This window comes from Cellulomonas sp. P24 (assembly GCF_024704385.1).
Classification (GTDB): domain Bacteria; phylum Actinomycetota; class Actinomycetes; order Actinomycetales; family Cellulomonadaceae; genus JAJDFX01.
Genome location: NZ_JAJDFX010000002.1, coordinates 1,040,131 through 1,064,658, shown reverse-complemented (window position 1 = coordinate 1,064,658; position 24,528 = coordinate 1,040,131). Strand labels below are relative to the sequence as shown.

26 protein-coding genes and 1 riboswitch are annotated in these 24,528 nt (G+C 73.5%); of the genes, 14 read left to right on the top strand and 12 right to left on the bottom strand.

Features of this window, described 5'->3' with window-relative positions; all coding sequences use genetic code 11:
• Window positions 1-5: 5 nt before the first annotated feature.
• The 5 genes from LJB74_RS05020 (at window position 6) to LJB74_RS05000 (ending at window position 5,492) form a co-directional block, all read left to right on the top strand.
• On the top strand, window positions 6-779 hold the full coding sequence (locus LJB74_RS05020) for a DUF6390 family protein (protein WP_259307492.1): 774 nt from the start codon (window positions 6-8) through the stop codon (window positions 777-779).
• Window positions 780-801: 22 nt separating this feature from the next.
• Complete coding sequence (locus tag LJB74_RS05015; protein WP_259307491.1) at window positions 802-1,875, top strand: HoxN/HupN/NixA family nickel/cobalt transporter; 1,074 nt, start codon at window positions 802-804, stop codon at window positions 1,873-1,875.
• A 175-nt stretch (window positions 1,876-2,050) separates the two neighbouring features.
• A complete protein-coding gene (locus tag LJB74_RS05010; RefSeq protein ID WP_259307490.1) occupies window positions 2,051-4,378 on the top strand; it encodes a bifunctional diguanylate cyclase/phosphodiesterase in 2,328 nt (775 codons plus the stop codon).
• Window positions 4,379-4,434: 56 nt separating this feature from the next.
• Window positions 4,435-4,509, top strand: a riboswitch (Fluoride riboswitch).
• A 138-nt stretch (window positions 4,510-4,647) separates the two neighbouring features.
• The gene (locus LJB74_RS05005; protein WP_259307489.1) at window positions 4,648-5,127 is read left to right on the top strand and encodes a CrcB family protein; all 480 of its coding nucleotides are present in this window, start codon (window positions 4,648-4,650) and stop codon (window positions 5,125-5,127) included.
• On the top strand, window positions 5,124-5,492 hold the full coding sequence (locus LJB74_RS05000; protein ID WP_259307488.1) for a CrcB family protein: 369 nt from the start codon (window positions 5,124-5,126) through the stop codon (window positions 5,490-5,492). Before LJB74_RS05005 ends, LJB74_RS05000 begins: the two co-directional genes overlap by 4 nt.
• Window positions 5,493-5,518: 26 nt before the next feature.
• Here LJB74_RS05000 and LJB74_RS04995 read toward each other — a convergent pair whose 3' ends face one another.
• Window positions 5,519-6,670: an iron-containing alcohol dehydrogenase gene (locus LJB74_RS04995; RefSeq protein WP_259307487.1), complete on the bottom strand. Its 1,152-nt coding sequence runs from the start codon at window positions 6,668-6,670 to the stop codon at window positions 5,519-5,521.
• 265 nt (window positions 6,671-6,935) lie between these two features.
• On the opposite strand from LJB74_RS04995, the gene LJB74_RS04990 reads away from it, so the two are divergent.
• A complete protein-coding gene (locus LJB74_RS04990; RefSeq protein ID WP_259307486.1) occupies window positions 6,936-8,015 on the top strand; it encodes a Gfo/Idh/MocA family oxidoreductase in 1,080 nt (359 codons plus the stop codon).
• Between the two features lie 52 nt (window positions 8,016-8,067).
• Here LJB74_RS04990 and LJB74_RS04985 read toward each other — a convergent pair whose 3' ends face one another.
• From LJB74_RS04985 to LJB74_RS04975, 3 genes are all read right to left on the bottom strand, one after another.
• A complete protein-coding gene (locus LJB74_RS04985) occupies window positions 8,068-9,429 on the bottom strand; it encodes a nitrate/nitrite transporter (RefSeq protein ID WP_259307485.1) in 1,362 nt (453 codons plus the stop codon).
• A 101-nt stretch (window positions 9,430-9,530) separates the two neighbouring features.
• A complete protein-coding gene (locus LJB74_RS04980) occupies window positions 9,531-10,469 on the bottom strand; it encodes a hypothetical protein (RefSeq protein ID WP_259307484.1) in 939 nt (312 codons plus the stop codon).
• A 105-nt stretch (window positions 10,470-10,574) separates the two neighbouring features.
• Complete coding sequence (locus LJB74_RS04975; protein ID WP_259307483.1) at window positions 10,575-11,513, bottom strand: cation diffusion facilitator family transporter; 939 nt, start codon at window positions 11,511-11,513, stop codon at window positions 10,575-10,577.
• 178 nt (window positions 11,514-11,691) lie between these two features.
• Between LJB74_RS04975 and LJB74_RS04970 the strand changes: the two genes are divergently transcribed.
• On the top strand, window positions 11,692-12,471 hold the full coding sequence (locus tag LJB74_RS04970) for an HpcH/HpaI aldolase/citrate lyase family protein (protein ID WP_259307482.1): 780 nt from the start codon (window positions 11,692-11,694) through the stop codon (window positions 12,469-12,471).
• Window positions 12,472-12,474: 3 nt separating this feature from the next.
• Here LJB74_RS04970 and LJB74_RS04965 read toward each other — a convergent pair whose 3' ends face one another.
• Both LJB74_RS04965 and LJB74_RS04960 read right to left on the bottom strand, forming a co-directional pair.
• Entirely contained in the window at window positions 12,475-13,377 is a 903-nt protein-coding gene (locus LJB74_RS04965) for an alpha/beta fold hydrolase (RefSeq protein ID WP_310650812.1), read from the bottom strand.
• The gene (locus tag LJB74_RS04960; protein ID WP_259307481.1) at window positions 13,374-14,024 is read right to left on the bottom strand and encodes a TetR/AcrR family transcriptional regulator; all 651 of its coding nucleotides are present in this window, start codon (window positions 14,022-14,024) and stop codon (window positions 13,374-13,376) included. Before LJB74_RS04960 ends, LJB74_RS04965 begins: the two co-directional genes overlap by 4 nt.
• Window positions 14,025-14,115: 91 nt before the next feature.
• Here LJB74_RS04960 and LJB74_RS04955 point away from each other — a divergent pair, with 91 nt between their 5' ends.
• From LJB74_RS04955 to LJB74_RS04945, 3 genes are all read left to right on the top strand, one after another.
• Complete coding sequence (locus LJB74_RS04955; protein WP_259307480.1) at window positions 14,116-15,258, top strand: ThiF family adenylyltransferase; 1,143 nt, start codon at window positions 14,116-14,118, stop codon at window positions 15,256-15,258.
• A 52-nt stretch (window positions 15,259-15,310) separates the two neighbouring features.
• Window positions 15,311-16,573, top strand: coding sequence for a gephyrin-like molybdotransferase Glp (glp, locus tag LJB74_RS04950; RefSeq protein WP_259307479.1), 1,263 nt, complete (start codon window positions 15,311-15,313; stop codon window positions 16,571-16,573).
• Window positions 16,574-16,657: 84 nt separating this feature from the next.
• Entirely contained in the window at window positions 16,658-16,897 is a 240-nt protein-coding gene (locus LJB74_RS04945) for a MoaD/ThiS family protein (RefSeq protein WP_259307478.1), read from the top strand.
• A gap of 5 nt (window positions 16,898-16,902) precedes the next feature.
• On the opposite strand, the gene moaA is transcribed toward LJB74_RS04945, so the two are convergent.
• From moaA to LJB74_RS04930, 3 genes are all read right to left on the bottom strand, one after another.
• Window positions 16,903-17,916 (bottom strand): GTP 3',8-cyclase MoaA, encoded by a 1,014-nt coding sequence (moaA, locus tag LJB74_RS04940; protein WP_259310285.1) that lies wholly within the window; start codon window positions 17,914-17,916, stop codon window positions 16,903-16,905.
• A 65-nt stretch (window positions 17,917-17,981) separates the two neighbouring features.
• Window positions 17,982-18,419 carry a molybdenum cofactor biosynthesis protein MoaE gene (locus LJB74_RS04935; protein ID WP_259307477.1) on the bottom strand — a complete coding sequence of 146 codons (438 nt, stop codon included), beginning with the start codon at window positions 18,417-18,419 and terminating at the stop codon, window positions 17,982-17,984.
• On the bottom strand, window positions 18,416-18,901 hold the full coding sequence (locus LJB74_RS04930; RefSeq protein ID WP_259307476.1) for a molybdenum cofactor biosynthesis protein B: 486 nt from the start codon (window positions 18,899-18,901) through the stop codon (window positions 18,416-18,418). The genes LJB74_RS04935 and LJB74_RS04930 overlap by 4 nt, the downstream gene beginning before the upstream one ends.
• A 73-nt stretch (window positions 18,902-18,974) precedes the next feature.
• On the opposite strand from LJB74_RS04930, the gene LJB74_RS04925 reads away from it, so the two are divergent.
• Window positions 18,975-19,766: a metalloregulator ArsR/SmtB family transcription factor gene (locus LJB74_RS04925; protein WP_259307475.1), complete on the top strand. Its 792-nt coding sequence runs from the start codon at window positions 18,975-18,977 to the stop codon at window positions 19,764-19,766.
• Between the two features lie 68 nt (window positions 19,767-19,834).
• Here the strand turns inward: LJB74_RS04925 and LJB74_RS04920 are convergent, their stop codons facing one another.
• Both LJB74_RS04920 and LJB74_RS04915 read right to left on the bottom strand, forming a co-directional pair.
• Window positions 19,835-20,419 carry an NYN domain-containing protein gene (locus LJB74_RS04920; RefSeq protein ID WP_259307474.1) on the bottom strand — a complete coding sequence of 195 codons (585 nt, stop codon included), beginning with the start codon at window positions 20,417-20,419 and terminating at the stop codon, window positions 19,835-19,837.
• 28 nt (window positions 20,420-20,447) lie between these two features.
• On the bottom strand, window positions 20,448-20,990 hold the full coding sequence (locus tag LJB74_RS04915) for a DUF1697 domain-containing protein (protein WP_259307473.1): 543 nt from the start codon (window positions 20,988-20,990) through the stop codon (window positions 20,448-20,450).
• A 102-nt stretch (window positions 20,991-21,092) separates the two neighbouring features.
• On the opposite strand from LJB74_RS04915, the gene LJB74_RS04910 reads away from it, so the two are divergent.
• Entirely contained in the window at window positions 21,093-21,644 is a 552-nt protein-coding gene (locus tag LJB74_RS04910; RefSeq protein WP_259307472.1) for a MarR family winged helix-turn-helix transcriptional regulator, read from the top strand.
• An 80-nt stretch (window positions 21,645-21,724) separates the two neighbouring features.
• Here the strand turns inward: LJB74_RS04910 and LJB74_RS04905 are convergent, their stop codons facing one another.
• The gene (locus tag LJB74_RS04905; protein ID WP_259307471.1) at window positions 21,725-22,621 is read right to left on the bottom strand and encodes an FKBP-type peptidyl-prolyl cis-trans isomerase; all 897 of its coding nucleotides are present in this window, start codon (window positions 22,619-22,621) and stop codon (window positions 21,725-21,727) included.
• A gap of 139 nt (window positions 22,622-22,760) precedes the next feature.
• Between LJB74_RS04905 and LJB74_RS04900 the strand changes: the two genes are divergently transcribed.
• Together LJB74_RS04900 and LJB74_RS04895 are read left to right on the top strand one after the other, a co-directional pair.
• Window positions 22,761-23,273, top strand: a complete 513-nt coding sequence (locus tag LJB74_RS04900) for a flavodoxin domain-containing protein (protein ID WP_259307470.1) — start codon at window positions 22,761-22,763, stop codon at window positions 23,271-23,273.
• Between the two features lie 73 nt (window positions 23,274-23,346).
• Window positions 23,347-24,498 (top strand): ferrochelatase, encoded by a 1,152-nt coding sequence (locus LJB74_RS04895; protein WP_259307469.1) that lies wholly within the window; start codon window positions 23,347-23,349, stop codon window positions 24,496-24,498.
• The last annotated feature ends 30 nt before the right edge of the window (window positions 24,499-24,528 follow it).

Sequence of the window (24,528 nt, the reverse complement as noted above, 5' to 3'; positions counted from 1 at the left end):
GTGCCGTGCGAACGGATCCGGCGGTCGGTGGGGCCCTGCTGTTCGCCCGGTACGCGTACCCGCCCAACGCCCTGGGGTACTGCGGGCCGGACGCCCCGCAGCAGCTGCTCGAGCAGGCCAGCGCCGGCCGGGACGACGGCGACCTGCGTCGGCTGGCGCGCGGGTTCGAGGGTGCGTGGCCGTATCTCGAGCTGATCGCCGAGGCGAACGGGATCGGTGACCCGCTCGACGCGCGCGTCGTCGAGGCGTACTGGGTGGGCAACGCCCTGCTCGACCGGGTGCCGATGGGCATGACGGGCCGGTCGCTCGACGAGCGGTTCCGTCGACGTGCCGGGGCGTCGTGGTCGCGGCTGGCGGCGGAGGTCCCCGACGCCCAGCCGCACCACAGCTTCCACGTGTTCGGCGTCTACCCGTGGCTCGGGCTGCTGCGCGAGGGGCGCCACGACGAGCCGCTGCGCGTGCTCGACCGGTGCCGGGTGCGATGGGGGAAGGTCGTCGAGGTCATGGACGACCACGCGCTCGTGCTGTCACGGCCGCTCGAGTGGGACGGTCGGGTGCTCCGCGAGGGCGCACCGAGGGTGGAGCAGGTGGTCACCGCGGCGGGCGGGCTCGGGCTCGCCGGGAATCTGCGGCCAGGGTCGTGGTGTTCGATGCACTGGGACTGGGTGTGCGAGCGCTTGGACGCCCGACGGGTCGCGGAGCTGCGGAGCCGGTCGGCCCGTCAGCTCGCCGCCGTCAACGCGCAGGCGTACCCGGCGCCCGCGAGCGTGCTGTCATGACGAGAACGAGGAGGACCACGCGGTGGCGAGTACCGGCACAGGGACACTGGTCGGTCGGGGCGCGGGTGTCGCCCGGCTGGTGCCCCTGTACGGCGTCGTCCTCGTGCTGCACGTCGTCGGGTTCGGACTCTTCTTCCACTACGGCGGGCGCCTGCAGCTCGGCTCGTCGGCCGGGACCACGGCCATCTACGCCGGTGCGGGACTGACCGCGTACCTGCTCGGGGTCCGGCACGCGTTCGACGCGGACCACGTCGCGGCCATCGACGACACGACCCGCTACCTCATGCAGAAGGGCCGTCACTCCCACGGGGTCGGTCTCGCGTTCTCCCTCGGGCACTCGACCGTCGTGCTCGCGCTGTCCCTCGTCGTGGCGTTCGCGGCCCAGGCCGCGGTCCGCATCCAGGCGGGCTTCGCCGACCTCGGCGGGGTGATCGGCGTCGTGGTGTCGGCGACGTTCCTGTACGTGCTCGCGGCGCTCAACGGGGCCGTGCTGGTCGGGCTCGTGCGCACCTGGCGGTCCGCGCGCGCCGGAGCCCACGACGAGGCCGAGCTCGCCGAGCTGCTCGCGCGTCGCGGGCTGCTCAACCGGCTCTTCCGCGGTCGCTACGACCGCATGATCGCGCACCCGTGGCAGGTGTATGCCGTCGGTCTGCTGTTCGGGCTCGGCTTCGACACCGCGACGCAGATCGGCGCGATCGGGCTCGCCGCCGGGTCGGCCGCCGGTGGAGGGCTCTCGCCGTGGGCGATCCTGGCCCTGCCGCTGATGTTCGCCGCGGGCATGACCCTGTGGGACACGACGGACGGGATCGTGATGACCCGCGCGTACGGGTGGGCGACGGAGAACCCGTTGCGTCGCATCTTCTACAACATCACCCTGACGGGGCTCTCGGTGCTGCTCGCCGGGGTGATCGCGACGGTCGAGATCGTCCAGATGGTCGCCGACAGGATCGGTTGGGGCGACCGGGAGCCGTGGGCGGCGCTGGGGTCGCTGGACATGAACCGGATCGGGTTGGTCACCGTCGGCGTGTTCGTGCTGACGTGGCTCGGCTCGGTCGTGGTGTGGCGGAGCCGGTTCGCGGAGCCTGCCCGCTCCTGACCGGTCAGAACCGGTCAGAACCTGCCCCGACCGGTCCCGGCCGGTTCGTCTGGGCCCTCGTGCCCGTCGCGGCGCTGCTGACCTGCGGCTCCGTTCCGGTTCAGGACGCAGCGCGAGATGCGTGGCTGCTCAAGGCATGCGGTGTCGGCGCCGATACGTCCACGGTGGAGAGAGCGTGACGACGCCGTGGCGTACGTACCTGATCGCGTCCGTGGCAGCGGCGACCCTGGTCGCCGTCGCCCTGGACGGGGTCTGGCGTGCCGTCGCGGTGATCGTGCTCGTCGCAGGGTCGGCCGCCGCGACGGTGGTCGGGGTGCGGGTCAACAAGCCCCCGGTGCCGGCGGCGTGGTACCTGCTGGCCGCCGGGCTCAGCCTGAGCGCCACCGGTCAGCTGGTCCTCGCGGCCTCGTCGCGCGGAACCGACACGTACCCGTCGATCGGTGACGTCTTCTTCCTCTCGGCCTATCCGCTGCTCTTCGCGGCACTCTTCCTGGCGGTCTCCGGTGGCCGGTGGCGGCCCCGGATCGATGCCGTCCTCGACGCCCTGATCGTCGGCACCGCGGCCTCGATGGTGCTGTGGGTGTTCGTGATCGACCCGACCTGGACCGTGCCCCACGGGACGATGGCCGCGCGACTCGTCAGCACCGCCTACCCCGTCGGGGACCTCGTGCTCGTCCTCCAGCTGCTCCGGGTGAGCCGGGCGGTGCGGGTGCGCAACGCGGCCACCCGGCTGCTGATCGCGGCCGGCGCGATGTTCCTGGTCGCCGACCTCGCCGTGCCTGCTGCGCCGTACCTCATGGAGATCGCCGCGCGGGAGCAGCTGCTCGACGGGGTGTGGATCGTCGGTCACGCGCTGCTGGCCGCCGCAGCACTGCACCCGTCGATGGCGAGGATCCGGACGCCTGCTGCCGGCCCGGTGTCCGCGATCCCGTACACGCGGGTCATGGCGGTCGGCGCGGCGATCCTCGTGCTGCCCCTGAGCAGCGCGCTCGCCGACGTGCTCCACCTCAGCCTGCACCTCGAGCGCATCGCACCGTTCCGGGTCACCCTCACGGCGCTCGTGGCCATTCGCGCAGGCGGGCTCCTCAGCACCATGCGGAGCCAGTCCGTCCGCCTCGCGCGGCTGGCGTCGACCGACTTCCTCACCGGGGCCGACAACTCCCACCACTTCGTCGGGCGGCTCACGGACGTGGTCGACGACCTCGACCCCGCGGACGCAGCTCAGCCGGTGGTCCTGTACGTCGGGATCGAGCGGTTCGGCGAGCTCAACGACACCCTCGGGCACCGGACCGGTGACGAGCTCCTCCGCGCGGTCGCGACCCGCCTCGGCGACGCGGTCGCGTCCGGTGGCTGCGTCGCGCGGCTCGGCGGAGACGTCTTCGGCGTGCTGGTCCCGGGAGAGGCGGGCGTCGTCCCGTCGGCGCTCGCGGTCGAGCTGCGTCAGCTCGTCGACCAGTCGTTCCGGGTGTCCGACGTGCTCCTGACGATCGACTGCAGCGTCGGGTTCGTGGTCGTGGGGGAGGACGGGGCGACCGTCGCGGACGTGCTGCGCCGTGCGGACCTCGCACTGACGTTCGCGCGCACGCGTCCCGGTCGGGTGGCGCGGTACGCGTCGTCGATGGAGAGCGAGGGTGCGCTCGCCCCCGTCCTCATGGCCGCGCTCCCACAAGCCCTGGACGACGGCGAGCTGGTGGTGCACTACCAGCCTCAGGTGGAGGCGACGACGGGCCGTGTGATCGGTGTCGAGGCGCTCGTGCGGTGGCAGCACCCGGAGCACGGGCTCCTCGGGCCGGCGGCATTCATCCCCGCCGCGGAGAGCACCGGGCTCATCCGATCGGTCACGCTGTTCGTCCTCGACCGCAGCCTCGACCAGTGCGCCCGGTGGGAGCGCGAGGGTCTCGAGCTGAACGTCTCGGTGAACCTGTCGGTGCGGGACCTCCTCGACACGAACCTGGTGGACGACGTCCGCACCGCGCTCGAGCGGCACGGAGTCGCCGCGGGGCGCCTCGAGCTCGAGGTCACCGAGACGATCGCGATGGTGGACCCGGTGAGCTCGATCGAGGTGCTGTCCGGTCTCGCCGAGCTCGGTGTCCAGCTCTCCGTCGACGACTACGGCACCGGGCACTCGTCCCTCGCCTACCTGCAGCAGCTCCCGGTCGGGCGGCTCAAGATCGACCGGTCGTTCGTCACCGACGTGGTCCGCAACGACGCGAGCGCGGTGATCGTGCGGTCGACCATCGACCTCGCCCGCAACCTGGGCCTCGACGTGATCGCCGAGGGCGTCGAGGACCACGCCACGATGGTGGTCCTCCAGCAGATGGCCTGCTTCGCGCTGCAAGGGTTCGGGCTCGGCAAGCCGGTGCCGGCGGACGACCTCCCTGCCCTCGTGCTGGACATCGCCGCGAGGTGGCCGGCCCTGGACGGACCGGTCGTGCCCGTCCAGCGCGGACCGCACACGCCCGGGAGGCTGCCGATCGAGCTCGGCGGCGAGGTGCGTTCCTGACCGTCGCACCGGCACACGGCCGCTCGCGGCTGGGGTGGGCCGGGCCGACACGGTAGGGTCGGTCGGGCGATGGATCCCGCCGGGGCCTGCTGGCCCGAACCGCCACGACGGCTGATGGTTCCTGTCCCGAAGGACAGGAGAACCATGCCCGCAGGTCGATCTGCGACGTCATCGGCAGCGCCGGTCGGTCGTCGTCGTCCGTCAACGTCCGTCGTCGCCACCGACCACGACGCCACCGTGATCGTGCCGACCGAGCGACAGGAGCAGGTGTGAGCAGGCCGCACCACCTCGAGCCGGCACTCGTCGGGCTCGTCTTCGCCGGCGGCATGGTCGGGACCACCGGGCGCTACCTGCTCGGCCGTGCCCTCCCGTCGGACGGGGGGTGGCCCACGGGCACCTTCACGGCGAACCTCGTCGGCTCGTTCCTCCTCGGAGCCCTGCTCGAGGCGCTCCTCCGTCGGGGGAACGAGAGCCCCGGCGGTCGGCGTCTCCGGCTGGCGCTGGGTACCGGCCTGCTCGGCGGGTTCACGACGTTCAGCAGCCTGGCCCTCGACATCGAGCGGCTCCTCGCCCATGGCTCGGTCGCCGTCGCGCTCGCGTACGCGGTCGCGACGCTCGTCCTCGGGCTGGGGGCCTGCCTCCTCGGCGTCGTCGTCGCGGCCCGGCAGCACCGGTGGCGGCACGAGTGGCTGCCGCGTGACCCGGACGGCGCCGACGCAGGCGCACGCGTGGGCGAGGAGCAGTCATGATCCTCGTCATCGCCGCCTTCGGAGGCCTCGGTGCGGCGACACGGTTCGTCGTGGACGGGCTCATCCGGGGCCGCTGGAGCCACACGTTCCCCGTCGCGACGGTCCTCATCAACGTCACCGGGTCGCTCGCGATCGGCCTGCTCGCGGGGGCAGGTCTCTACCACGGCCTCGGGTCGGACCTGCACGCCGCGGCAGCGACCGGTTTCTGCGGGGGGTACACGACGTTCTCCACCGCGATGGTCGAGACGGTGCGCATGATCCAGTCGGGGCAGGTGCGGCGTGCCGTCGTGAACGCGGTCGGCTCCCTGGTCCTCGCGGTCGCCGCGGCGGCCCTCGGTGTCGCGACGATGTGGGTGACCCGCTAGGAGCACGCCGACGCCGTGCGCCGTCGTCAGAAGACGGCGATGTACAGGCCGAGGACGTCGTCGAACCCGACGTCGCGCGGGTTCTGCGCGGCGCACGCGTCGTCGAGGGCCGCCGACGCGAGCTCGGGGAGATCCCGTTCCAGGACGCCGATCGTCCGCAGCCGAGCAGGTACCCCGAGGTCCGTCGCGAGCTGGACGACGGCGACGACGGCCGCCTCGCTCGCCTCCTCGCGTCCCAGGGTGCCCGCGTCCGGGACGCCCAGCGCGCCGGCGACGTCGCGCAGCTTCTGGTCGATGCTCGGAGCGTTGAACGCCATCACGTGCGGGAGCAGGACGCCCGCCGCCAGTCCGTGGGGCGTGTCGTACCGGGCGCTCAACGGGTGCGTCATCGCGTGCGCCAGGCCGAGGCCGACGTTCGAGGCGCCGAGGCCCGCGAGGTACTGACCGAGCGCGACCTGTTCGCACGCGGCCTCGTCCCCGGCGACCGAGCCGGCGAGGTTCCTCCCGATGATCTCGATCGCCCGCAGGTTCACGAGGTCCGAGACCTCCCAGGCCGCACGCGTCGTGTAGCCCTCGATCGCGTGCGCGAGTGCGTCGATGCCCGTGGTGACCTTGAGGGCGGGCGGCATGCCGCGCATGAGGTCGGCGTCGACGATCGCGACGAGCGGGATGTCGCGCGGGTGGGTGCACACGACCACGCGCTGGCTCCGGGGATCGAGCAGGACCGACGACGTGCTGGCCTCCGCGCCGGCGCCACCCGTGGTCGGGACGGCGAAGACGGGGACGGAGACGAGACCCGTCACGGGCGCACTCGCGACGGCGCGGAGGTCGGTGTGCCCAGGCGCGGCGAGGACGAGACCGATGGCCTTCGCGGTGTCCTGCGAGGATCCGCCGCCGATCGCGACGAGGCAGTCGGCGCCGCTCGCCCGGAAGGCCTCGACCCCGGACGTCACGACGTCGGTCGTGGGGTTCGGGCGGACGTCGTCGAACACCGTGCAGGTCACGCCGGCCGCGACCAGGAGGTTCGTCACCGGGGCGACGACCCCGGCGGACACGAGGCCGGCATCGGTCACGACGAGCGCGTGGTGGAGGTCGCGGTCGACGATCTCCGCCGGGAGCTCCCGGATCGCGCCGCGGCCGAAGTGGACGGTCTGGTTGAACACCATCCTGGTGACCATGTCTCGCTCCTCGTCGGTCACGACCCGTGCCGCGGGGCCTCGGGCTGCCGGCTGCGTCGCGGCGGGGCCGGACCTGGGGTCTCCTCCCAGGCTTCCGGATGCTCGCGGGACACCCAGTGACCTTGGTCCCAGGGGCGCTGCCGCCCGGGCCGGGGCGGAGCGGGCAGAATGGTGCGCGACGCTGCCCCAGGGGATGCTGCCGCAGCGCGACGACGGCGCCGGCTGCTGCTGCCGGGCGACGACTCGCTGACGAGAGGACCGCACGATGACCGAGACGACGTCCCTGGGTGAGGACCGGCCGCTGCGGGTGGGGCTGATCGGCTACGGGTTGGCAGGAGCGGCGTTCCACGCGCCGATCATCGCGACGACCCCCGGTCTGGACCTCGCGACCGTCGTGACGAGCCGCGCCGACGCCGCCGCGGAGGTGGTGCGGCGGTACCCGGGCACGTCGGTCGCCCCGACCGTCGACGAGCTGTTCGCGACCGGTGGCCTCGACGTCGTCGTGGTCGCGACGACCAACGACTCGCACGTCCCGCTCGCGCGCCGGGCGATCGAGGTCGGCCTCGCCGTGGTCGTCGACAAGCCGGTCGCCCCGACTGCTCGCGAGGCGCGCGACCTGGCTGCGCTCGCCGAGGACCGGGGAGTGCCGCTGACCGTGTTCCAGAACAGGCGCTGGGACGGGGACTTCCTCACGCTGCGGACCCTCCTGGGTTCGGGCGCGATCGGCGAGGTGCACCGCTTCGAGTCGCGGTTCGAGTTCTGGCGCCCGGTCGCTACCGGCAACTGGCGCGAGTCGGGCGACCCGGCGGCCCTCGGGGGCGTGCTCTACGACCTCGGGGCCCACCTCGTCGACCAGGCCGTCGAGCTGTTCGGGCCGGTCGCCGAGGTCCGGGCCGAGACCGACGTCCGCCGTGCGGGGACCGGTGCGGAGGACGACGCGTTCGTCGCGCTCCAGCACGCCTCCGGGGTGCGCTCGCACCTGTGGATGAGCGCGGTCGCCGCCGACCAGGGGCACCGGTTCCGGGTGCTCGGGAGCGCCGGTGCCTACACGAGCGACGGTCTCGACCCGCAGGAGGACGCGCTGGTCGCCGGCCGCGCACCGGGTGACGGCCGGCCGTGGGGCCTGGCGGAGCCCCCGCGGGTCGGTCGGCTCACGCGAGGGGAGACGGTCGAGGACATCCCGTTGCTCCCGGGCGACTACCCGGCTTTCTACGCCGCGGTCGAGCGTGCGGTGCGCACCGGGAGCGAGATGCCGGTGCGTGTGGCGGACACCGCGGCCGTTCTCGACGTGCTCGCGGCCGCGCGCACGTCCGCCCAGACCGGGACCGTGCAGCGGATCGCCTGATCGCCTGATCGCCTGACCGCCTGCACGGCGTCCGCGCGGCAGGGCGGGGACGTCAGGACGGACGAGCGGCGAGGTGCGCGCGGAAGGCGCGGTTGCTGCGCCGCAGCATCGTCAGGCCGAGGACCCAGATCGGCACCTGGACCAACCAGGCCACGAGGAAGCCGTGATCGGTGAACCGTCCGGGCGTCCCCTCGCCGAGGAGGTCGAGCACGACCCCCACGGCCAGCACGGCGGTCAGCGAGGAGATGAACCCGGCGGCGTTGACCATCCCGGTGGCCAGCCCGAGCGTCGCCAGCGGGTTCGTGGTCCGGGAGAAGTCGAACCCGATCAGCGAACCCGGTCCTCCGGAGGCGAGCGTGACGGCGAGGAGGAACAGCGTCGCGGGCGGGGCGTCGCCCGGCCACGCGAGCACGACGGTCCAGGCGATGACCTGGGACATCACGATCACGGCCACGATGTGGACGCGGTGCGTGGGGAGGCGGCTCGTGAGCACGCCGAGCAACGGGCTGAACATGAGTGTCCCGGCGACGTACGTGCTCAGCACCGCGAGGGCGACGGGGTCGCTCACGTGCTCGGCCTTGGTCATGTACGCGAAGCCCCAGAGCAGGACGAATGCGTTCGCCGAGAACGGCGTCGTGAAGTGCACCCAGAATCCCGCGCGCGTACCCGGGTTCCGCCACGTCCTGCGCAGGGCGCCACCGCCTTCGTCGAACGTGAGCGGTTCGGACCCGGCCGGTGGCAGGGCCGTCGCCTCCGTCGTGGAGATCGCGGACGACGCGGCGACGGCGGAGCCGGTGCTGACCGCGCGGGTCTGGTGCGGACGCCCGTCCCGGACCGCGACCATCACCAGCGCGCCGACGAGCAGCGTCATCGACCCGGCGGCGACGAAGGCGGCCTGCCAGCCCCGGACGGCGAGGACGCCGACGAGGGGCCCGAGGCTCAGCAGCTGTCCGAGCTGGCCGACCATGCCCGTCAGCTGGGTGACGAGGGCGACGTGCCGCCCGGGGAACCACGCCGGAAGGAGCCGCACGACGCTCAGGAAGATGAAGGCGTCGCCCGAGCCGACGAGGACGCGCGCCGCGATCGCGGTGGGCACGGCGGACGCGAACGCGATCGCGAGCTGGCCGAGCCCGATCAGACCGGTGCCGATCGCGATGGCCTTGCGCGGGCCGATGCGGTCGACCGTCGCCCCGGCGGGGATCTGCATCGCGGCGTACACCGCGAGCTGGAGCACGGTGAACAGGGACAGCACCGCCGAGCTGGCGTGGAACCGCACCGCGGCCTCGACCCCGGTCGCCGACAACGACGTCCGCGCGAAGACGGCGACGACGTACGCGACCAGCGCCACACCCCACACGGCGAGCGCTCGGGGGGACACCCGGTCGATGGGGCCGGAGTCCGAGGGGCGCGTCACAGGGCACCATTCTCCCCCGCCTCAGGGCGAGGTCGGTGCACCGTGGTGCGTCCGGGGCGTGACTGGTCCGGTCGCGCCGTCCGGTGTGACCTGCGGAGCCGTCAGATCGCGTGCGCCGGGCGGTCGAGCAGGGCGGCGAGCCGCTCGGGAGAGACGGAGCCTGCCGGGAACAGGAGCTCGACCCTCGTGTCACCGAGGTGGATGGCGAGCACCCGGACACCGACGAGGTCGGGGCTGTCGGTGATGTCCGTGCCGGTGATGGCGTCGAGGCGCAGCGCGGTCCGCGCGATCGAGTAGACGGGCTTGTAGCCGCGCACGACCGCCTGGCGGCGGTGGATCACGAGGAGCTCGCGGCCGTCCGTGTACGTCATCGACGTCTGGACCGTCGTCGGCCACAGGTTCTTGACCAGTCGCACCAGGGCCCGCGGGTGCGTCCAGCGCACGGGCGTCCGTTGCTGCGTCGTGAGGTGCCGCATCCGCGGCTCGTCGGCGAGGAGACGCCGGTGCACGCCCTGCAGCTCGCGTTCGACGTCGGGCACCTCGTCGGTCGCCCCGTCGTGACGGTTACCGTCGACCCGCTCGGCACCGGCTCCTGCGCCGTAGTGGGACCGCACCAGGGTCACGAGGCGCTCGACGACCGGGAGGGACGACCCGTTGAAGGCCACCGTCACAGAGGGCCCTGCGGTGAGCAGGGTGAGCCGCCCGTCGACGAACTCGTTGCTGACCGTGACCCCGGTGAGCTCGGCCCACGGCAGCACCCGCGTCGTGTAGGGCGGTGCCGTGATCGCGCTCGCGCCGACCCGAGGGGTCTCGATCCGGCTCAGGACCGTCAGGCCGGCCTCGTCCACGACGACGAGGTGGTCGTAGAGGTCCATCGACGGGTCGGCGTCACGTCGTGAGATGTTGCGGGGGACCTTGACCGCCATCAGCGCGGTCGTGACGTCGATCGGGTAGCTGCGGAAGAGCCGGGGGACGCCCTCGGCGTCGGTGACCTCGTCCACCCAGGGACCGAAGGCGTCGAACTCGGCTGTGCGCTGCATGGCTGACCTCCTCGTCGAGGGCAACGGCGCCCGGTCGCGACCCTGCAACCGACGCCACCACTCTCGACTCTAGGGCGACGTCGGCGACGGCGCGCGCCGGACGGGTCAGTCGTGGGGTGAGTACTCGTGGTCGCGGTGCTTGCGGGGCTCGAGCTGGAAGGTCGAGTGCTCGACGCTCACGTCGAAGTGCTTCGCCACGCACGCCTGGAGCTGGTCGAGCAGGTCGAGGGCGTGGCCGTCGCGGAAGCAGTCGTCGTCGAGCACGACGTGGGCCGTCAGGACGGGCAGCCCGGTCGCGATCTGGCTCGCGTGCAGGTCGTGCACGGCCCGCACGTGCGGCAGGGCGAGGATGTGCCCGCGCACCGCGTCGAGGTCGAGGCCTCGTGGCGTGGACTCGAGCAGCACGTTCACGGTGTCCCGGAGCAGGCTCACGGTGCGCGGCAGGATGAGCGCCCCGATGAGGAGCGCGACGACCGCATCGGCGCGCGCCCAGCCGGTGAGGGTCATCACGACCGCGGCGACGATCACCGCGAGGGAGCCGAGGGCGTCGTTGACGACCTCGAGGAACGCGGCGCGGGTGGTGAACGTGGCGCCACGGCTGCCTGCGAGCACCGCGACGGCGGCGATGTTCCCGGTCAGGCCGATCACCCCGAAGACGACCATCTCGGCCGAGGCCACCTCGGGCGGCTGGACGAGCCGGTGGACGCCTTCGACCAGCACGTAGAGCCCGACGGCGAGCAGCACGCTCGCCTGGGCGGTCGCGGCGAGCACCTCGGTGCGGCGCAGTCCCCAGGTCCGACGCGGGGTGGCGGGACGGGCTGCCAGCCGGGCCGCCAGGAGGGCGATCGCCAGACCACCGGTGTCGGTCAGCACGTGGGCGGTGTCGACGAGCAGGGCGAGGCTGCCCGTCCAGATCGCCCCGACGACCTGGGCGACGAGGATCGTCATGGAGATGGCGAGGGCGATCGCGAGCCGGGTCCGGTGGGTGTCGACTGCGCCGATTGTGCCGACAGCACCGACAGCGCCGTGCTGGTGGCCGTCCACGTGCCCACCTCCGGGTGCTCGACGGACCCGTGGCCCGCTCCGACGTCCTGCGCGGGCCCCGCCTCGGGAGGGCACCGCTCCTCGGGACGAGCCTACGTGCGTCGTCGGCGTGCGACGTGCTGAGACGATGGCGCGATGGCGCCCGACGACGGCCGCCAGGACCGGAGGGAGCACCACCATGGACGAACGCATCAGCCGCGGATCACGCCACCTGCGCGAGCTGTGGGGCGCAGACTCGCCGGCCTACGGGGTCTGGAGCAACACGGCCGACCCGGTCGTCAACGAGCTCCTCGGGTCGATCGGCTTCGACTACGTGTGCGTGGACCTGCAGCACGGGTTCGCGACCGCCGTGGACCTGCCTGGTGTGCTCGGCGGCCTACGGCAGGGTGGCGCCGCCCCGTTGGTGCGCGTGCCCTGGAACGAGCCGGCGGCGATCATGCGTGCGCTGGACCTGGGGGCGGCCGGGGTGATCGTGCCGATGGTGAACAGCGCGGCGGATGCGGAGCGTGCCGTGGCGGCATGCCGCTACGCGCCGCTCGGCGAGCGGAGCTGGGGCCCGACGTGGGCGGACACGCGACCGCAGGCGGCCTGGACGCCGGACGGCGCCAACGAGGACGTGCTCTGCGTCGTGATGGTGGAGACCCGGCGCGCGCTCGACTCCCTCGACGAGATCCTGGCCGTCCCGGGGGTCGATGCAGTGTACATCGGGCCGTACGACCTCGCGCTGAGCTGCGGGTTCGGCCAACGCACCTACCGCGAGGACCCGGGGGTCGACGCCCTGTTGGCCTCGGTCGTGGACGCGTGCCGGCAGGCGGGCGTCGTGAGCGGGCTGCACTGCACGAACTCGCCCGAGATGGCCGTCGAGTGGGCGGGTCGGGGTGTGCGGATGCTCACCGCGGTCACGGACCTGACCCTGCTGCGCTCCGCTGCCCTCGACGCCTTGTCGCGCACGCGGTGACGGTCAGGCGCCCGTCGTCGACGTCAGGTGACCGACGGCTGCGGCGACGACCTCGGGGTCGGTGAGGATGCGCTGGTGGCCGAGCCCGAGCGTCGTCAGCAACGTCGCGGTCGGCCACACCGCGGCGAGCTCCTCGCTGACGCGGTAGGGAGCCTCCTTGTCGAACTGGTCGTGGATCAGGAGGGTCGCGGGCAACCGGTCGCCAACGGCGAGCGGGGCGAGGTCGAACGCGGAGAGCGGGCGTCCGCACTCCTGCTCCATCGTGGTCTCGAGCCGGCTGCGGGTGCGCTCGGTGAAGCCGACGGCCTCGGCGAACTCGTGGGTCCTCGCGCTGAAGTCGGCCGGCGGTCCGACGAGCACGAGGCGTCGTGCGGCGAGGCGGTCGTGGACGACGAGGGAGGCGATCGTGCAGCCGAGGGAGTGGGCGACCACTCCGGCCGCCGGGCCGTGCTCGGTCGAGACGGCCTCGAACGCCGCCAGCAGCTCCATGATGTGGCCCTTGCCCGCCCCGAGCTCCCCGGGGGCGGACTCACCGTGACCGGGGGCGTCGAAGCCCACCACCCGGTGCCCGGCGGCGACGAGCGGCTCGACGAACGCCCCGAGCTGGCCGCGCCACCCGCCCCAGCCGTGCACGAGGTACACGACGGGTCCTGAGCCCCACGACTCCGTGACGACCTCGTGCCCGGCGCTCGTCCTGGTCGAGGCGACCTCGCCGGGGAACGGTCGGTAGTCCTTCCGGCGACCGGCGCCGCTGGGCACGGTGCACCACAGGTCGAGGGCCCGGGCGCTGGCGCGGGCGGGGGAGACGAGGTCCTGCACGGCGAACGAGGCGCGCAGCGCCAGGAGCTGCGCCCGGGCGCGCAGGCGCGCGACGGGGTGCTGGGCGAGGGTGGTCGGCATCGTCATGGGCGGTTCCCGGTGGCGTGGTCGGGACAGGTGGGCGACGGGGCAGGGGCGAGGGCTGCGAGCAGGGCCTCGAACGTGGTCCGGGCGTGGTGCTCGGCGGCGGAGTCCCGCAGGAGCCGGTGGGAGAGGTAGAACGACAGCATGACGCCGTAGAGGTCGGCGGCGACCTGGCGGCCGTCCGCGTCGGCGCGGAACCCGCCGTCGCTGGTGCGCACGACGGTCTCGATGGTCGCGATCAGCGCGCGGTGGTGCGCGGCGAGCCGGTCGCGGACCGGACCGGGCTGCTCGTCGAGCTCGGTGGCGGCCTTCACGAAGAGGCAGACGCCGGGCTCGCGGGCGGTGCCGCTCCGGACCCACCGGTCGAACAGGGCGCGGAGCCGAGGTTCGCCACGGGGGGCCTGCAGCGCCGGGCGGATCACGGCGTCCGTGAACCGGGTCGCCGCCTCGTCGAGCACTGCGAGCTGGAGCGTCTCCTTGGACCCGAAGTGGGCGTAGAGGCCGCTCTTCGAGAGCCCGGTGCTCGTCGCCAGCTCACCGATCGTCAGTCGACCGAGCCCGATCCGGTAGGCGGTCGCGACGCCGTGGTCGACGATCGTCTGGCGGGTCCGTTCGCCCTTGGTGTGCGGTGAGGCGGTCGCTGTCGTCACCGGGCGAAAATAGCACGGTCGTGCGTTTCTGTCGGTGGTCGTCCGGCAGCGCACCGCGGTGCCGCGCCAGGACGGCGCTAAGGTGACCCGCATGCCGATCCCTCCCGTGGTCGAGCCGGGTCCGGCTCTCACCGCCGAGCAGCGGCGTCGGTACGACCGCCACCTGCTCCTGCCCGGCATCGGCCCCGACGGGCAGCGCCGCCTCAGGAACGCCCGGGTCTGCGTGGTCGGCGCCGGGGGACTGGGCTCACCGGTGCTGCTCTACCTCGCCGCCGCCGGCGTCGGGACCCTCGGCATCGTCGACCAGGACGACGTCGACGAGACCAACCTGCAACGCCAGGTGGTGCACGGCCGGGGCGACGTCGGACGCCCGAAGGTCGACAGCGCCCGCGAGGCCGTGCTCGCCCTCGATCCCGACGTCGCCGTGGTCGTGCACCGAGGGACGCTGACGGAGCAGGACGTCGAGGACGTCCTCTCCGGCTACGACGTCGTCGTGGACGCCAGCGACAACTTCCCGACCCGGTACCTGGTCAACGATGCGTGCGTCGCCCTCGGGCTGCCGGAGGTGTGGGGGTCGGTGCTGCGCTTCGACGCCCAGGTCTCCGTCTTCTGGGGCCGACCGACCGCGCCCGGCGTCGCTGCGGTGCAGCTGAGGGATCTCTTCCCCGAGCCCCCCGCCGCGGACGAGGTGCCGTCGTGCGCCGAGGCCGGCGTGCTCGGCGCACTGTGCGGGCAGGCCGGGTCGGTGATGGCGACGGAGGTCGTCAAGCTCGTCACCGGCGCCGGTGAGCCCCTGCTCGGTCGGGTGCTCGTGATCGACGCGCTCGCGTCCCGGTGGACCGAGGTCACGTTCGCGCAGGCGGCCGGCTCGACGCGCGAGGTAGGACCGGCTCCTGCGCGGGCGTCGTCGACCGTGACTGCCCGTGAGCTCGCCGCGCTGCTCGCCGGACCACCGGCCGGACGGCCGTTCGTCGTGGACGTCCGGGAACCGACCGAGCACGCGATCGTGGCGATCCCCGGCTCCCGGCTCGTCCCGCTCGGCCAGATCCTCGACGGCAGCGCGTTCGAGGCGTTCCCGCGCGACCGGCAGATCGTCCTGCACTGCCGCACCGGTGCGCGCTCCGCCCAGGCGCTCCGTGCCGTTCTCGAGGCGGGATTCACCGATGTCGCCCACCTCGACGGTGGCATCCTGGCCTGGGTGGACGACGTCGACCCGACGTTGACCCGCTACTGACGCCGGGCCGGCGTGCCCCGGCGTCGCCCCGGACCGACGGAGAGGACGTCCCATGCGCACCACCGAGGAGCACCTCGCCGCGGCGCTCGCCCTCGTCGGACCCCTGCCCGAGGTCGAGGTCGCCCTCGACGACGCCCTGGGATGCGTCCTGACCCGGTCGCTGGTGGCGCCGGACCCCTTGCCGAGGTGGGACAGCTCGTCGATGGACGGCTACGCGGTCCGCGCCGCGGACACCGTCGGGGCCTCGGCCGAGACACCCCGTGCGTTGACGGTCGTGGCCGACCTCGCCGCCGGCGCGGAGGACGACCCGGTCGTCGCCCCCGGGACGGCTGCGCGCATCATGACCGGGGCGCCGCTGCCCCGCGAGGCCGATGCGGTCGTCCCCGTCGAGTCCACCGACGCCGGGGTCGACGTGGTCCGCGTGCACGCCACCGCGACGGCCGGCGACTTCATCCGGCGGACCGGCGAGGACACCCGCGCCGGCGACGTGGTGCTCGCGGCGGGAACCCAGCTCAACGCGCAGCAGATCGGTGCCGCGGCGGCGATCGGTGCCGGGCGCGTGCACGTCCGCCCGCGCCCACGGGTCGCCGTCGTCTCGACCGGGAGCGAGCTCGTCGCGACCGGGGCCCCGCTCCGGCGCGGTCAGGTCCCGGACTCCAACGCCCACCTGCTGGCGGCCGCGGTCCGCGAGGCCGGTGGGGTGCCGACCCGACACGCTGCCGTGGCCGACGACCCGACGACGTTCCGTGAGGTCGTCGCGGGGTTGCGCGGCCAGGTGGACGTCGTCGTGACGTCCGGGGGCGTGAGCGTGGGGGCGTTCGACGTCGTGAAGGAGGTCCTGCGCGACGAGCCCGGCATGGAGTTCGTCACCGTGGCGATGCAGCCCGGCAAGCCGCAGGGGCTCGGCACGCTCGACGACGGCACCCCGGTGTTCTGCCTGCCGGGGAACCCGGTGAGCGCGTTCGTGTCGTTCGAGGTGTTCGTGCGACCGGCGATCCTGAAGATGCGCGGGTTCGCGTCCGTCCGGCGCCCGCGGCTGACGGCCGTCGTGGTGGACGGCTGGCGGTCACCGGCGGGACGTGCGCAGTACATGCCGGTCGTGCTCGGCCGTGCCGACGACGCCCGCGCCGACGACGGCTGGTTCGCCCCGGCCTGGTTCGGGGACGGCTGGACGGTCCACCGGGTCGTCCGTGGGGGATCGGGCTCGCACCTCGTCGCCAGCCTCGGCGGCGCCCAGGCTCTCGCGGTGGTACCCGCCGACGTCGTCGAGGTCGTTCCCGGCGACACCGTCCCGGTCATGCTCGTCAACCGCTGACCGGCGGGCGGCGACCCGCCCCGGGGCATGGCACCATGACCGGGCACGTCGACGGGCGTGGTCGGTTCACGGGAGGCGGTGCGCATGGTGACGATCCGCTACTTCGCCGCTGCGGCGGAGGCGGCCGGGACGACGGCGGAGTCGGTCGTGGCCTCGACCGCGGGTGAGCTCCACGCCGTGATGGTCGAGCGCCACGGGCCCGCCCTCGAGCGCGTCCTCGCCCGCTGCGCCGTGCTGTCGGACGGTGCCCGGCTGGACTCCGACGACGACCTCCTCGCGCCCGACGCCCTGGTCGACGTCCTGCCGCCGTTCGCCGGCGGCTGACCCGGCTACCCGCCGATCGCGTTCATCGGTCGGTCCGGCTGCAGGAAGCCCGGGGCGTCGATGTCGTGCCCCGGCCGCTTCCCGGCGAGGCAGCGGCGGATCGCGTGGGCGACTGCGGCGTCGTCGCCGCCGGTCCGCAGCACGGTGCGCAGGTCGGTCTCGGTCCGTGCGAAGAGGCACGAGCGGAGCTGACCGTCCGCGGTCAGCCGCACGCGGTCGCACGCGCCGCAGAACGGGGCGGTGACGGACGCGATCACGCCGACGGTCGCCGGACCGCCGTCGACGACCCAGCGCTCGGCGGGGGCGGAACCGCGGCCGGGAGCCTCGACCAGGTCGAAGGCGCTCCGCAGCGCGGCCAGGACCTCCGCCCCCGTGACCATCTGGACGCGGGACCACACGTGGCCGGCGTCGAGGGGCATCTGCTCGATGAACCGCACCTCGTAGCCCCCCTCGACGGCGAAGCGCACGAGGTCGACGATCTCGTCGTCGTTCACCCCGCGCATCGCGACGACGTTGAGCTTGATCGGTGAGAGTCCGACGGCGCGTGCCGCGGCGATGCCCGCCAGCACGTCGTCGAGGCGGTCACGGCGCGTGAGCGTCCGGAACCTGTCACGCCTCAGGGTGTCGATGCTGATGTTCACGCGGGCCAGCCCGGCGGCGGCCAACGGTCCGGCGAGCTCGGGGAGGCGGAGGCCGTTCGTCGTCAGGGAGACCTCCGGACGTCCGGACGGCCCCGTCAGGGCCGCCAGCCGGGAGACGACGTCCACGACGTCGGTCCGCAGGAGCGGCTCGCCCCCGGTCAGGCGGATCTCGGTGATGCCCTGGGCCACGGCGACCGCGGCGATCCGCACGAGCTCGTCCGTGGTGAGTGCGTCGTGCGCGGGGATCCACGGGACCCCGGCGGCGGGCATGCAGTACGTGCACCGCAGCGAGCACCGGTCGGTCAGGGAGATGCGCAGGTCACGGTGCACACGGCCGTGCCGGTCGACGAGCAGTGGGGCGTCGGCCGCCGGCGGCACGTCGTCCTGCGGCCGGGCGTGCCGGTCGAGGTCGCGGTGCGACGCGAGGGCCTGGGGCTCCGCGCTCACTCCGCGCCCACCCAGACGTGCGAGCCGTCGGCGAGCACCTCGCGCTTCCACACCGGCAGCTCGGCCTTGACCTCGTCGACCAGCTGCGCGCAGACGTCGAACGCCGTCCCTCGGTGCGCGGTGGCGACCACGGCGACCAGGGCGGCCTCCCCGACCTCCAGCAGACCCGTCCGGTGACTGATCGCGACACCGAGGACGCCGGTCCGGGCCGCGCACCTGTCGGCGATCCCGCGCAGGACGGACAGGGCGTCCGGGTGTGCGGTGTACTCGAGGGCGACGACCGGCCCGGTCACCGCGGGGTCGTGGTCACGCACCTGCCCGACGAACACCGACACCGCGCCGGCCCCCGGGTCCTCGACCGCGGCGAGGTGCGCGCCGACGTCGAGCGGCGCCGGGCCGAGACCGACGAGCCCGGCCGTGGTCCCGGCGCTCACGAGTGGTCTCCGCCGGCGAGCTGGTCGAGGAGGTGCCCGAGCACCGGGAGCAGGACCGCGAGCCCCTGCTCGACCGCGGCCGTCGAGCCGGGGAGGTTGACCACGACCGCGCCCTCGGCGGTGATCCCGGCGAGCCCGCGCGACAGCACGGCCGTCGCCACGTGACGAGCCCCCTCGCGCCGCAGCGCCTCGGCGAGACCCGGGAGCTCGCGCACCAGGATCCCGCGCGTCCCCTCGGGCGTCCGGTCACGCGGGCCGACCCCCGTCCCCCCGGTCGTCACGACGACGCGCGCGCCGTCATGCACCGCCGCGTGCAGCGCGACGGACACGGAGTCCTCGCCGTCCGCGACCACGTGAGCAGGGCCTGTCTCGAATCCTGCCGCGGCCAGCAGGGCGACCGCGCGGGGGCCGGACCGGTCCACGGTCTCGCCGCGGGCGCACCGGTCCGACACCGTGAGGACGAAGGCCCGGGGTCTGCTCATCCGGTCACGCTACCGATCAAAGTGCGTTCGAAGGTCCTAGGTGCGGGCGTGTAAATCCATGAATGCTGGAGTCATGGCGGCCCGCCGAGTCAGCGCATACCGTGCCCTCGCGTCCGAGAGCAGGGTCACCCTGCTGCGCCTGCTTCAGCAGGAGGGCGCGCCGATGAGCGTCGATGCGCTCGCGGAGGCGATCGACCTCCACGTCAACACGACCCGGGAGCACCTGGACTGCTTGATCGGTGCGGGTCTCGTCGCACGGCACCCTGAGGTCCGGTGCACGCGCGGTCGCCCGCGGATGCTCTACAGCGCGGTCGAGCGCGTCGACGCCGAGACGAGCAGCAACCGGGTGCGCGAGGAGATGGCGCGGATCCTCGTCGCGGGCTACGGGCAGGCGGTGGAGTCGCCGACGGTCGCGGCCGAGCACGCCGGGTTCGCATGGGGGGATCGGCTCTCGTCCGAGGCCGACGACTCCACCGCGCCGCCACCGAGCCGGACGCCTGCCCGCGCACCGGCCGACGCCGCCGACCCGTCGTCGCTCGCGCAGCTCGCCGCTCTCGAGGCCCGGCTCGACGCGCTCGGTTTCGAGCCGGAGGCCGACCCGGAGACGCTCGAGGTGCACATGCACGGCTGCCCGTTCTACGAGCTCGCGCAGGAGAGCCCCGAGGTCGTGTGCAGCGTCCTCCTCGGGGTGTCCCGCGGGGTGCTCGCGCACGTCGGTGGCCCGCTCACCGCGGCCCAGCTCGACGCGTTCGTCGGTCCTCGCCACTGCGTGCTGCACCTGGCACGCACGAGCGACGACGAGGCAGGCCGCGCGACAGCGGCCACCCCGGTGCACGACCGGCACCGCGGCGGCGCCGGGGCGTGAGCCGTACCGCCGGCAGCGACCGTGCGTGCGACCGGTTCTGACGCGTCCCGACAGGCCCCGACGGGTCCCTACAGGTACCGCAACGGGTCGAACTCGGCCAGCGGGATGATCCGCAGCCGGGGGAGCTGGACGTTGAACGCCTGGACGTCGTGCTCGAGGTCGAACGTCTGCAGACCGTTCGCGGTGAGCTGGTTGAGGGCCGAGCTCGTGAACTCGCGGAACGCGAGGAGCCCGACGCGGCGGTCGTCGCTCTCGAGCAGCTGCTCCATCTCGGGGACGAAGTCGCCGTCGTGACTCGCGAGCAGGACGTCACCCGGGTGGTCCACGAGGGCGGTCAGCATCCGCTTGATGCCGATGTCGACGACCTTCTCGTACGACTCGCCGGCGAGCGGGATCGGCTGGAACCCGATCGCGATCAGCGCCTGGACGAACGCCATGGGCATCGTCCCGGACGACGCGTTGAGGAAGAACAGGCCCTTGACCGGCTGGTCCCAGGCGCGCGCGGCGAAGTCGAGCACACGTTCCCAGCGGGGTCGCTGCTCGGGCGACGGGCGACCGTTGAGGATCGACGAGCCCAGGGTGGCGTCGATGTTCTCGCCGTCGACGAGGACGTAGGTCGTCCTCGCGTCGGAGGCCTGCTCAGTGGTCTGCACGGTGCCAGTTAACCACTGGGTGAACCGGTCACCGACGCGCCCGGACGGATGCGGCGAGCTTGAGGACCGTGGACCAGTTCCGCGCCGTCCCCGGTCCGAGGGCGCGGGTGAGGACCGCCGGCGTCAGCGCCGAGCGACCGATGCCGGCCGGGTACCAGGTGTAGCTGACGCCGTCGTGCCACCGCATGCGCTCGGGGCCGTACCGGGAGGGGTCGAACGCGGCGACCCGGTCGGCGTCGGGCGGCTCGAGGTACCACGTGACGAGAAGGTGCGCCGGGTCGTCGGCGGCCTCGTCGGGGAACGGGTTGGCGACTGTCGCCACGTCGAGCTCGTCCGCGGTGATCGCGATCGTGTCGACGTCGCGCCCGAGGGAGGTGTGCAGCCCGGCCCGGACCCGGGCGGCGACGGTCGCGGCGTCCTCGGTGGTGTCGAGCACGAGGTTCCCGCTGTTCAGGAGCGTGGCCACGCCCGCGTAGCCCGCGGCCGTCGCGATCCGTCTCAGCTCGGCCATCGGGACCCGGGTGCCGGTCGAGACGTTGATGCCACGCAGCAGCACGATGACGGTCGTCATCGCGCCATTGTCCGTGCACGGCGGTGCGGACGGCACCCCGACGCGGCAGGCACGGAGTGGCACGCGCGCCGACGGGGTTCTCCAGGAGGATCATGCAGATGCATGGACGTGGGCGGCGATGCCGAAGACCAGGAGGCGGCGGTGGTGGCGATACCGGAGCGGGACCGAGCGGATGCGCGCACCGCGAGCGAGGCATGGGAGTCGCTGTTCCGCGCCCAGGTCGCGGTCATGCGGCGGCTGCAGGCCGACCACATCTGGGAGGACCTCTCGATGCGGGAGTACGACGTCCTCTTCACGCTCTCGCGTGCACCCGGCGGGCGGCTGCGCCTGCGAGACCTCAACCGGAGCATCCTCCTCAGCCAGCCCAGCCTGAGCCGGCTGGTCGACCGTCTGGAGCGCGCCGGGCTGGTCGAGCGACGAGCCTCGGCCGACGACGCCCGCGGCATCACGGTCCAGCTGACGGACGCAGGCGCGGCCCGGCAGCGCGAGCTGGGGCGTCGACACGTCCGGACCATCCACCGCTACGTGGCGGGTGCGCTGAGCGCGAGCGACCTGGAGACGCTGACCCGGCTGACCGAGACGCTGCGGCTGGCGCAGGCCGACCTCCCGGACCAGGAGGGGGACGGGCCGGCCGGCGGCGTCGGCACCGACTGACGGCACGGGCCCGCGGTACCGGTCGCTGACGCCCGGGGCGCCGGCAGTGACCGGGCCGATCGCGCGGACCACCGACGCGGTCAGGTCTGTGCGAGGACGTCCACCACGCTGGCGACTGCGGGGACGTCACCGGACGACGGCAGGATCACCAGCACCCGGCTGCCGACCGGCACCGCGGCGAGTCCGGCGTACGGGGCGCCGTCACGGGTCGACACCTGGATCGGTCCGGAGTCGTCCCAGGTCGACCCCGGGTCCTTGCCCGCCCAGTCCGTCGCGGCGATCTGCACCAGGGCGGTACCGGCGACCAGCCGCTCGCCCGTCCCTCGGGCGAGGACCGTCGCGCTCGCCGCCGTCGGTGCCGGGGTGCCCGCTACGACGCGGATCGACGGCGGTGCGCCGGGGAGCCCGGAGACGACGACGCCGTCGGGCGGGGACCCGGCCGCGGTCGCGTGCGGGTCGCCGCACGCCGTGGTGCCGAACGAGCCGATGAGGTCCACGACGAAGACGATCGTGTCGCCGCCGCCGATCGCCGTGCCCGGCTTGCCGACCGTCCCGTAGCCCTCCGACGGAGGCACCGACAGCAGGACGCGGCTGCCGACGGTCCTGCCGGTGAGGCCGTCCGCCCAACCGGGCACCAGAGAGCGCAGACGCTCGACGAGCACCTGCCCGCGCGCGTACGAGCTGTCGAACACCGGCCCGTCCCAGACCTGTCCGAGGTAGTCGGCCACGATGAGGTCGTTGGCCTGGACTGTCGGGCCGTCGCCCTCGACGAGCACCTCGCTCGCGAGCGAGGACGGGGGAGGGGTGGACGGGAACCTCAGCGTGGGTGCGGTGCCGGGTGCACCGATCACCTCGGGCAGGGTGGCGTCCCCCGACGGGCGCGGCGTCGCGAGGTCACCTGTGGAGGTCAGCGTGCAGCCGGCGAAGGTCAGGACGGCGACGAACGTCCCGACGAGGACGGCAGCAGGTCGGCGCACGGTACTCCTCGAGGTCGGTACGTCCGGGCAGGCACCAGCATGCCGCGCGCAGGGACCTCCGGCCCACGCGGCCGATGGCAGGCCGGGCAACGATAGAAGCTGATCGGCAATCCAGAGCGCGACGAGAAGGGGCGGCAGCATGCGAGTTCTTGTGGCCGTGGCTTCGCGCCACGGAGGGACGCGTGAGATCGGTTCTGTCATCGCGGCGGCGCTCGCGGACGCGGGTCACGACGTCGACGAGCTCGACCCGGCGGACGTCGCACTGATCGACCCGTACGACGCCGTCGTGCTCGGCTCCGCGGTCTACAACGGACGGTGGCTGCCCGAGGCCCGTGAGCTCGCCGAGCGTGCCGCGACACCACTCTCGCACCGACCGGTCTGGCTCTTCTCGTCCGGCCTCGCGACCCAGCCCGCATCGATGGCGAACTCACCGACCGAGATGCGAGACCTCCGTGAACGGGTCGCCGCGCGGGCGCACCGGAGCTTTGCCGGTCGACTGGACCGCAGTGTCCTGTCCTTCGCCGAGCGGACGATCATTGCGGCCGCACGGGGGCGCGAGGGCGATCATCGCGATCTCGTGGCGGTTCGCGCGTGGGGTGAGTCGATCGCTCAGGAGCTCGGTGCCGAGGTCGCAGCCCACGCATCGTTCTAGCGACTGCCCCGGCAAGGATCGGAGCACGCCCGTCAGGTCCCCTGCACCAAGGTGACGGTGCGAAGATGCACGGGTGACTTCTCCGACGACCGGATCGGCCTCGCCCGTCGCGGCCGGTGCCGCGCCCTACGACGCGCTCCTGCTCTTCTCGTTCGGTGGACCCGACGAGCCCGACGACATCATGCCGTTCCTCCGCAACGTCACCGCGGGCAAGGGGATCCCGGACGCGCGGCTCGCTCAGGTCGCCGAGCACTACGAGCACGTCGGCGGGCGGAGCCCGATCAACGGGCAGAACCTGGCACTCCTGGCCGCCCTGCGCGCAGAGCTTGCCCGCCGAGGCATCGACCTGCCGGTCGTCTGGGGCAACCGCAACTGGGCGCCGTACACGCGCGACGCGCTGGTCGAGCTCGGCGAGCTGGGCGCGACTCGCGTGCTCGCCGTCGTCACGAGCGCCTACTCGTCCTACTCGGGCTGCCGGCAGTACCGCGAGGACCTCGCTCTGACGGTCGGCGCGCTCGAAGAGGAGCTCGACCGCGAGCTCGGGATCCGGTTCGACAAGGTCCGGTCGTACTTCAACCACCCGGGGTTCGTCGAGGGGAACACCGACGCGGTCGTCGCGGCGTTCGAGCAGCTGCGCGCCTCGGGCGCCGATCTCTCGGCCACCCCGCTCGTGTTCGTCACGCACTCGATCCCGGACACGATGGAGGAGGCCTCCGGCGCCGCACGGCCGTCGTACCGGGAGCAGCACCTGGACGTCGCGGCTGTGGTCGCGGAGCAGGCGGGGGCGCGGCTCGGCGTCGAGCTCACCTGGTCGCTCGCCTACTGCTCGCGGTCGGGCCCGCCGAGCCAGCCGTGGCTCGAGCCCGACGTCAACGACGCGTTGCGGGAGCTGTCGGTCGCGGGGACCTCCGGGGTCGTCCTGGCCCCGATCGGCTTCGTCTCCGACCACATGGAGGTCGTCTACGACCTCGACACCGAGGCGCTGGAGACCGCGCGCGAGCTCGGCCTCACCGCCGTGCGTGCCGCGACGGTGGGCACCCACCCGGCGTTCGTCGCCGGGATCGTCGACCTCGTCCTCGAGCGTGCCGCCGCCGAGCGGGGCGAGACCCCGGAGCGCGCGGTGGTCGGTCGGCTCGGCGCGGTCGCCGACGTCTGCCTGCCTGGGTGCTGCCGGCAGCGCGCCGGTGTGGACTCCGGCGTCCCCGCGTTGTGCGGTCGGGACTGACTCGCACCGCGTCCACCCGTCCCACGTCAC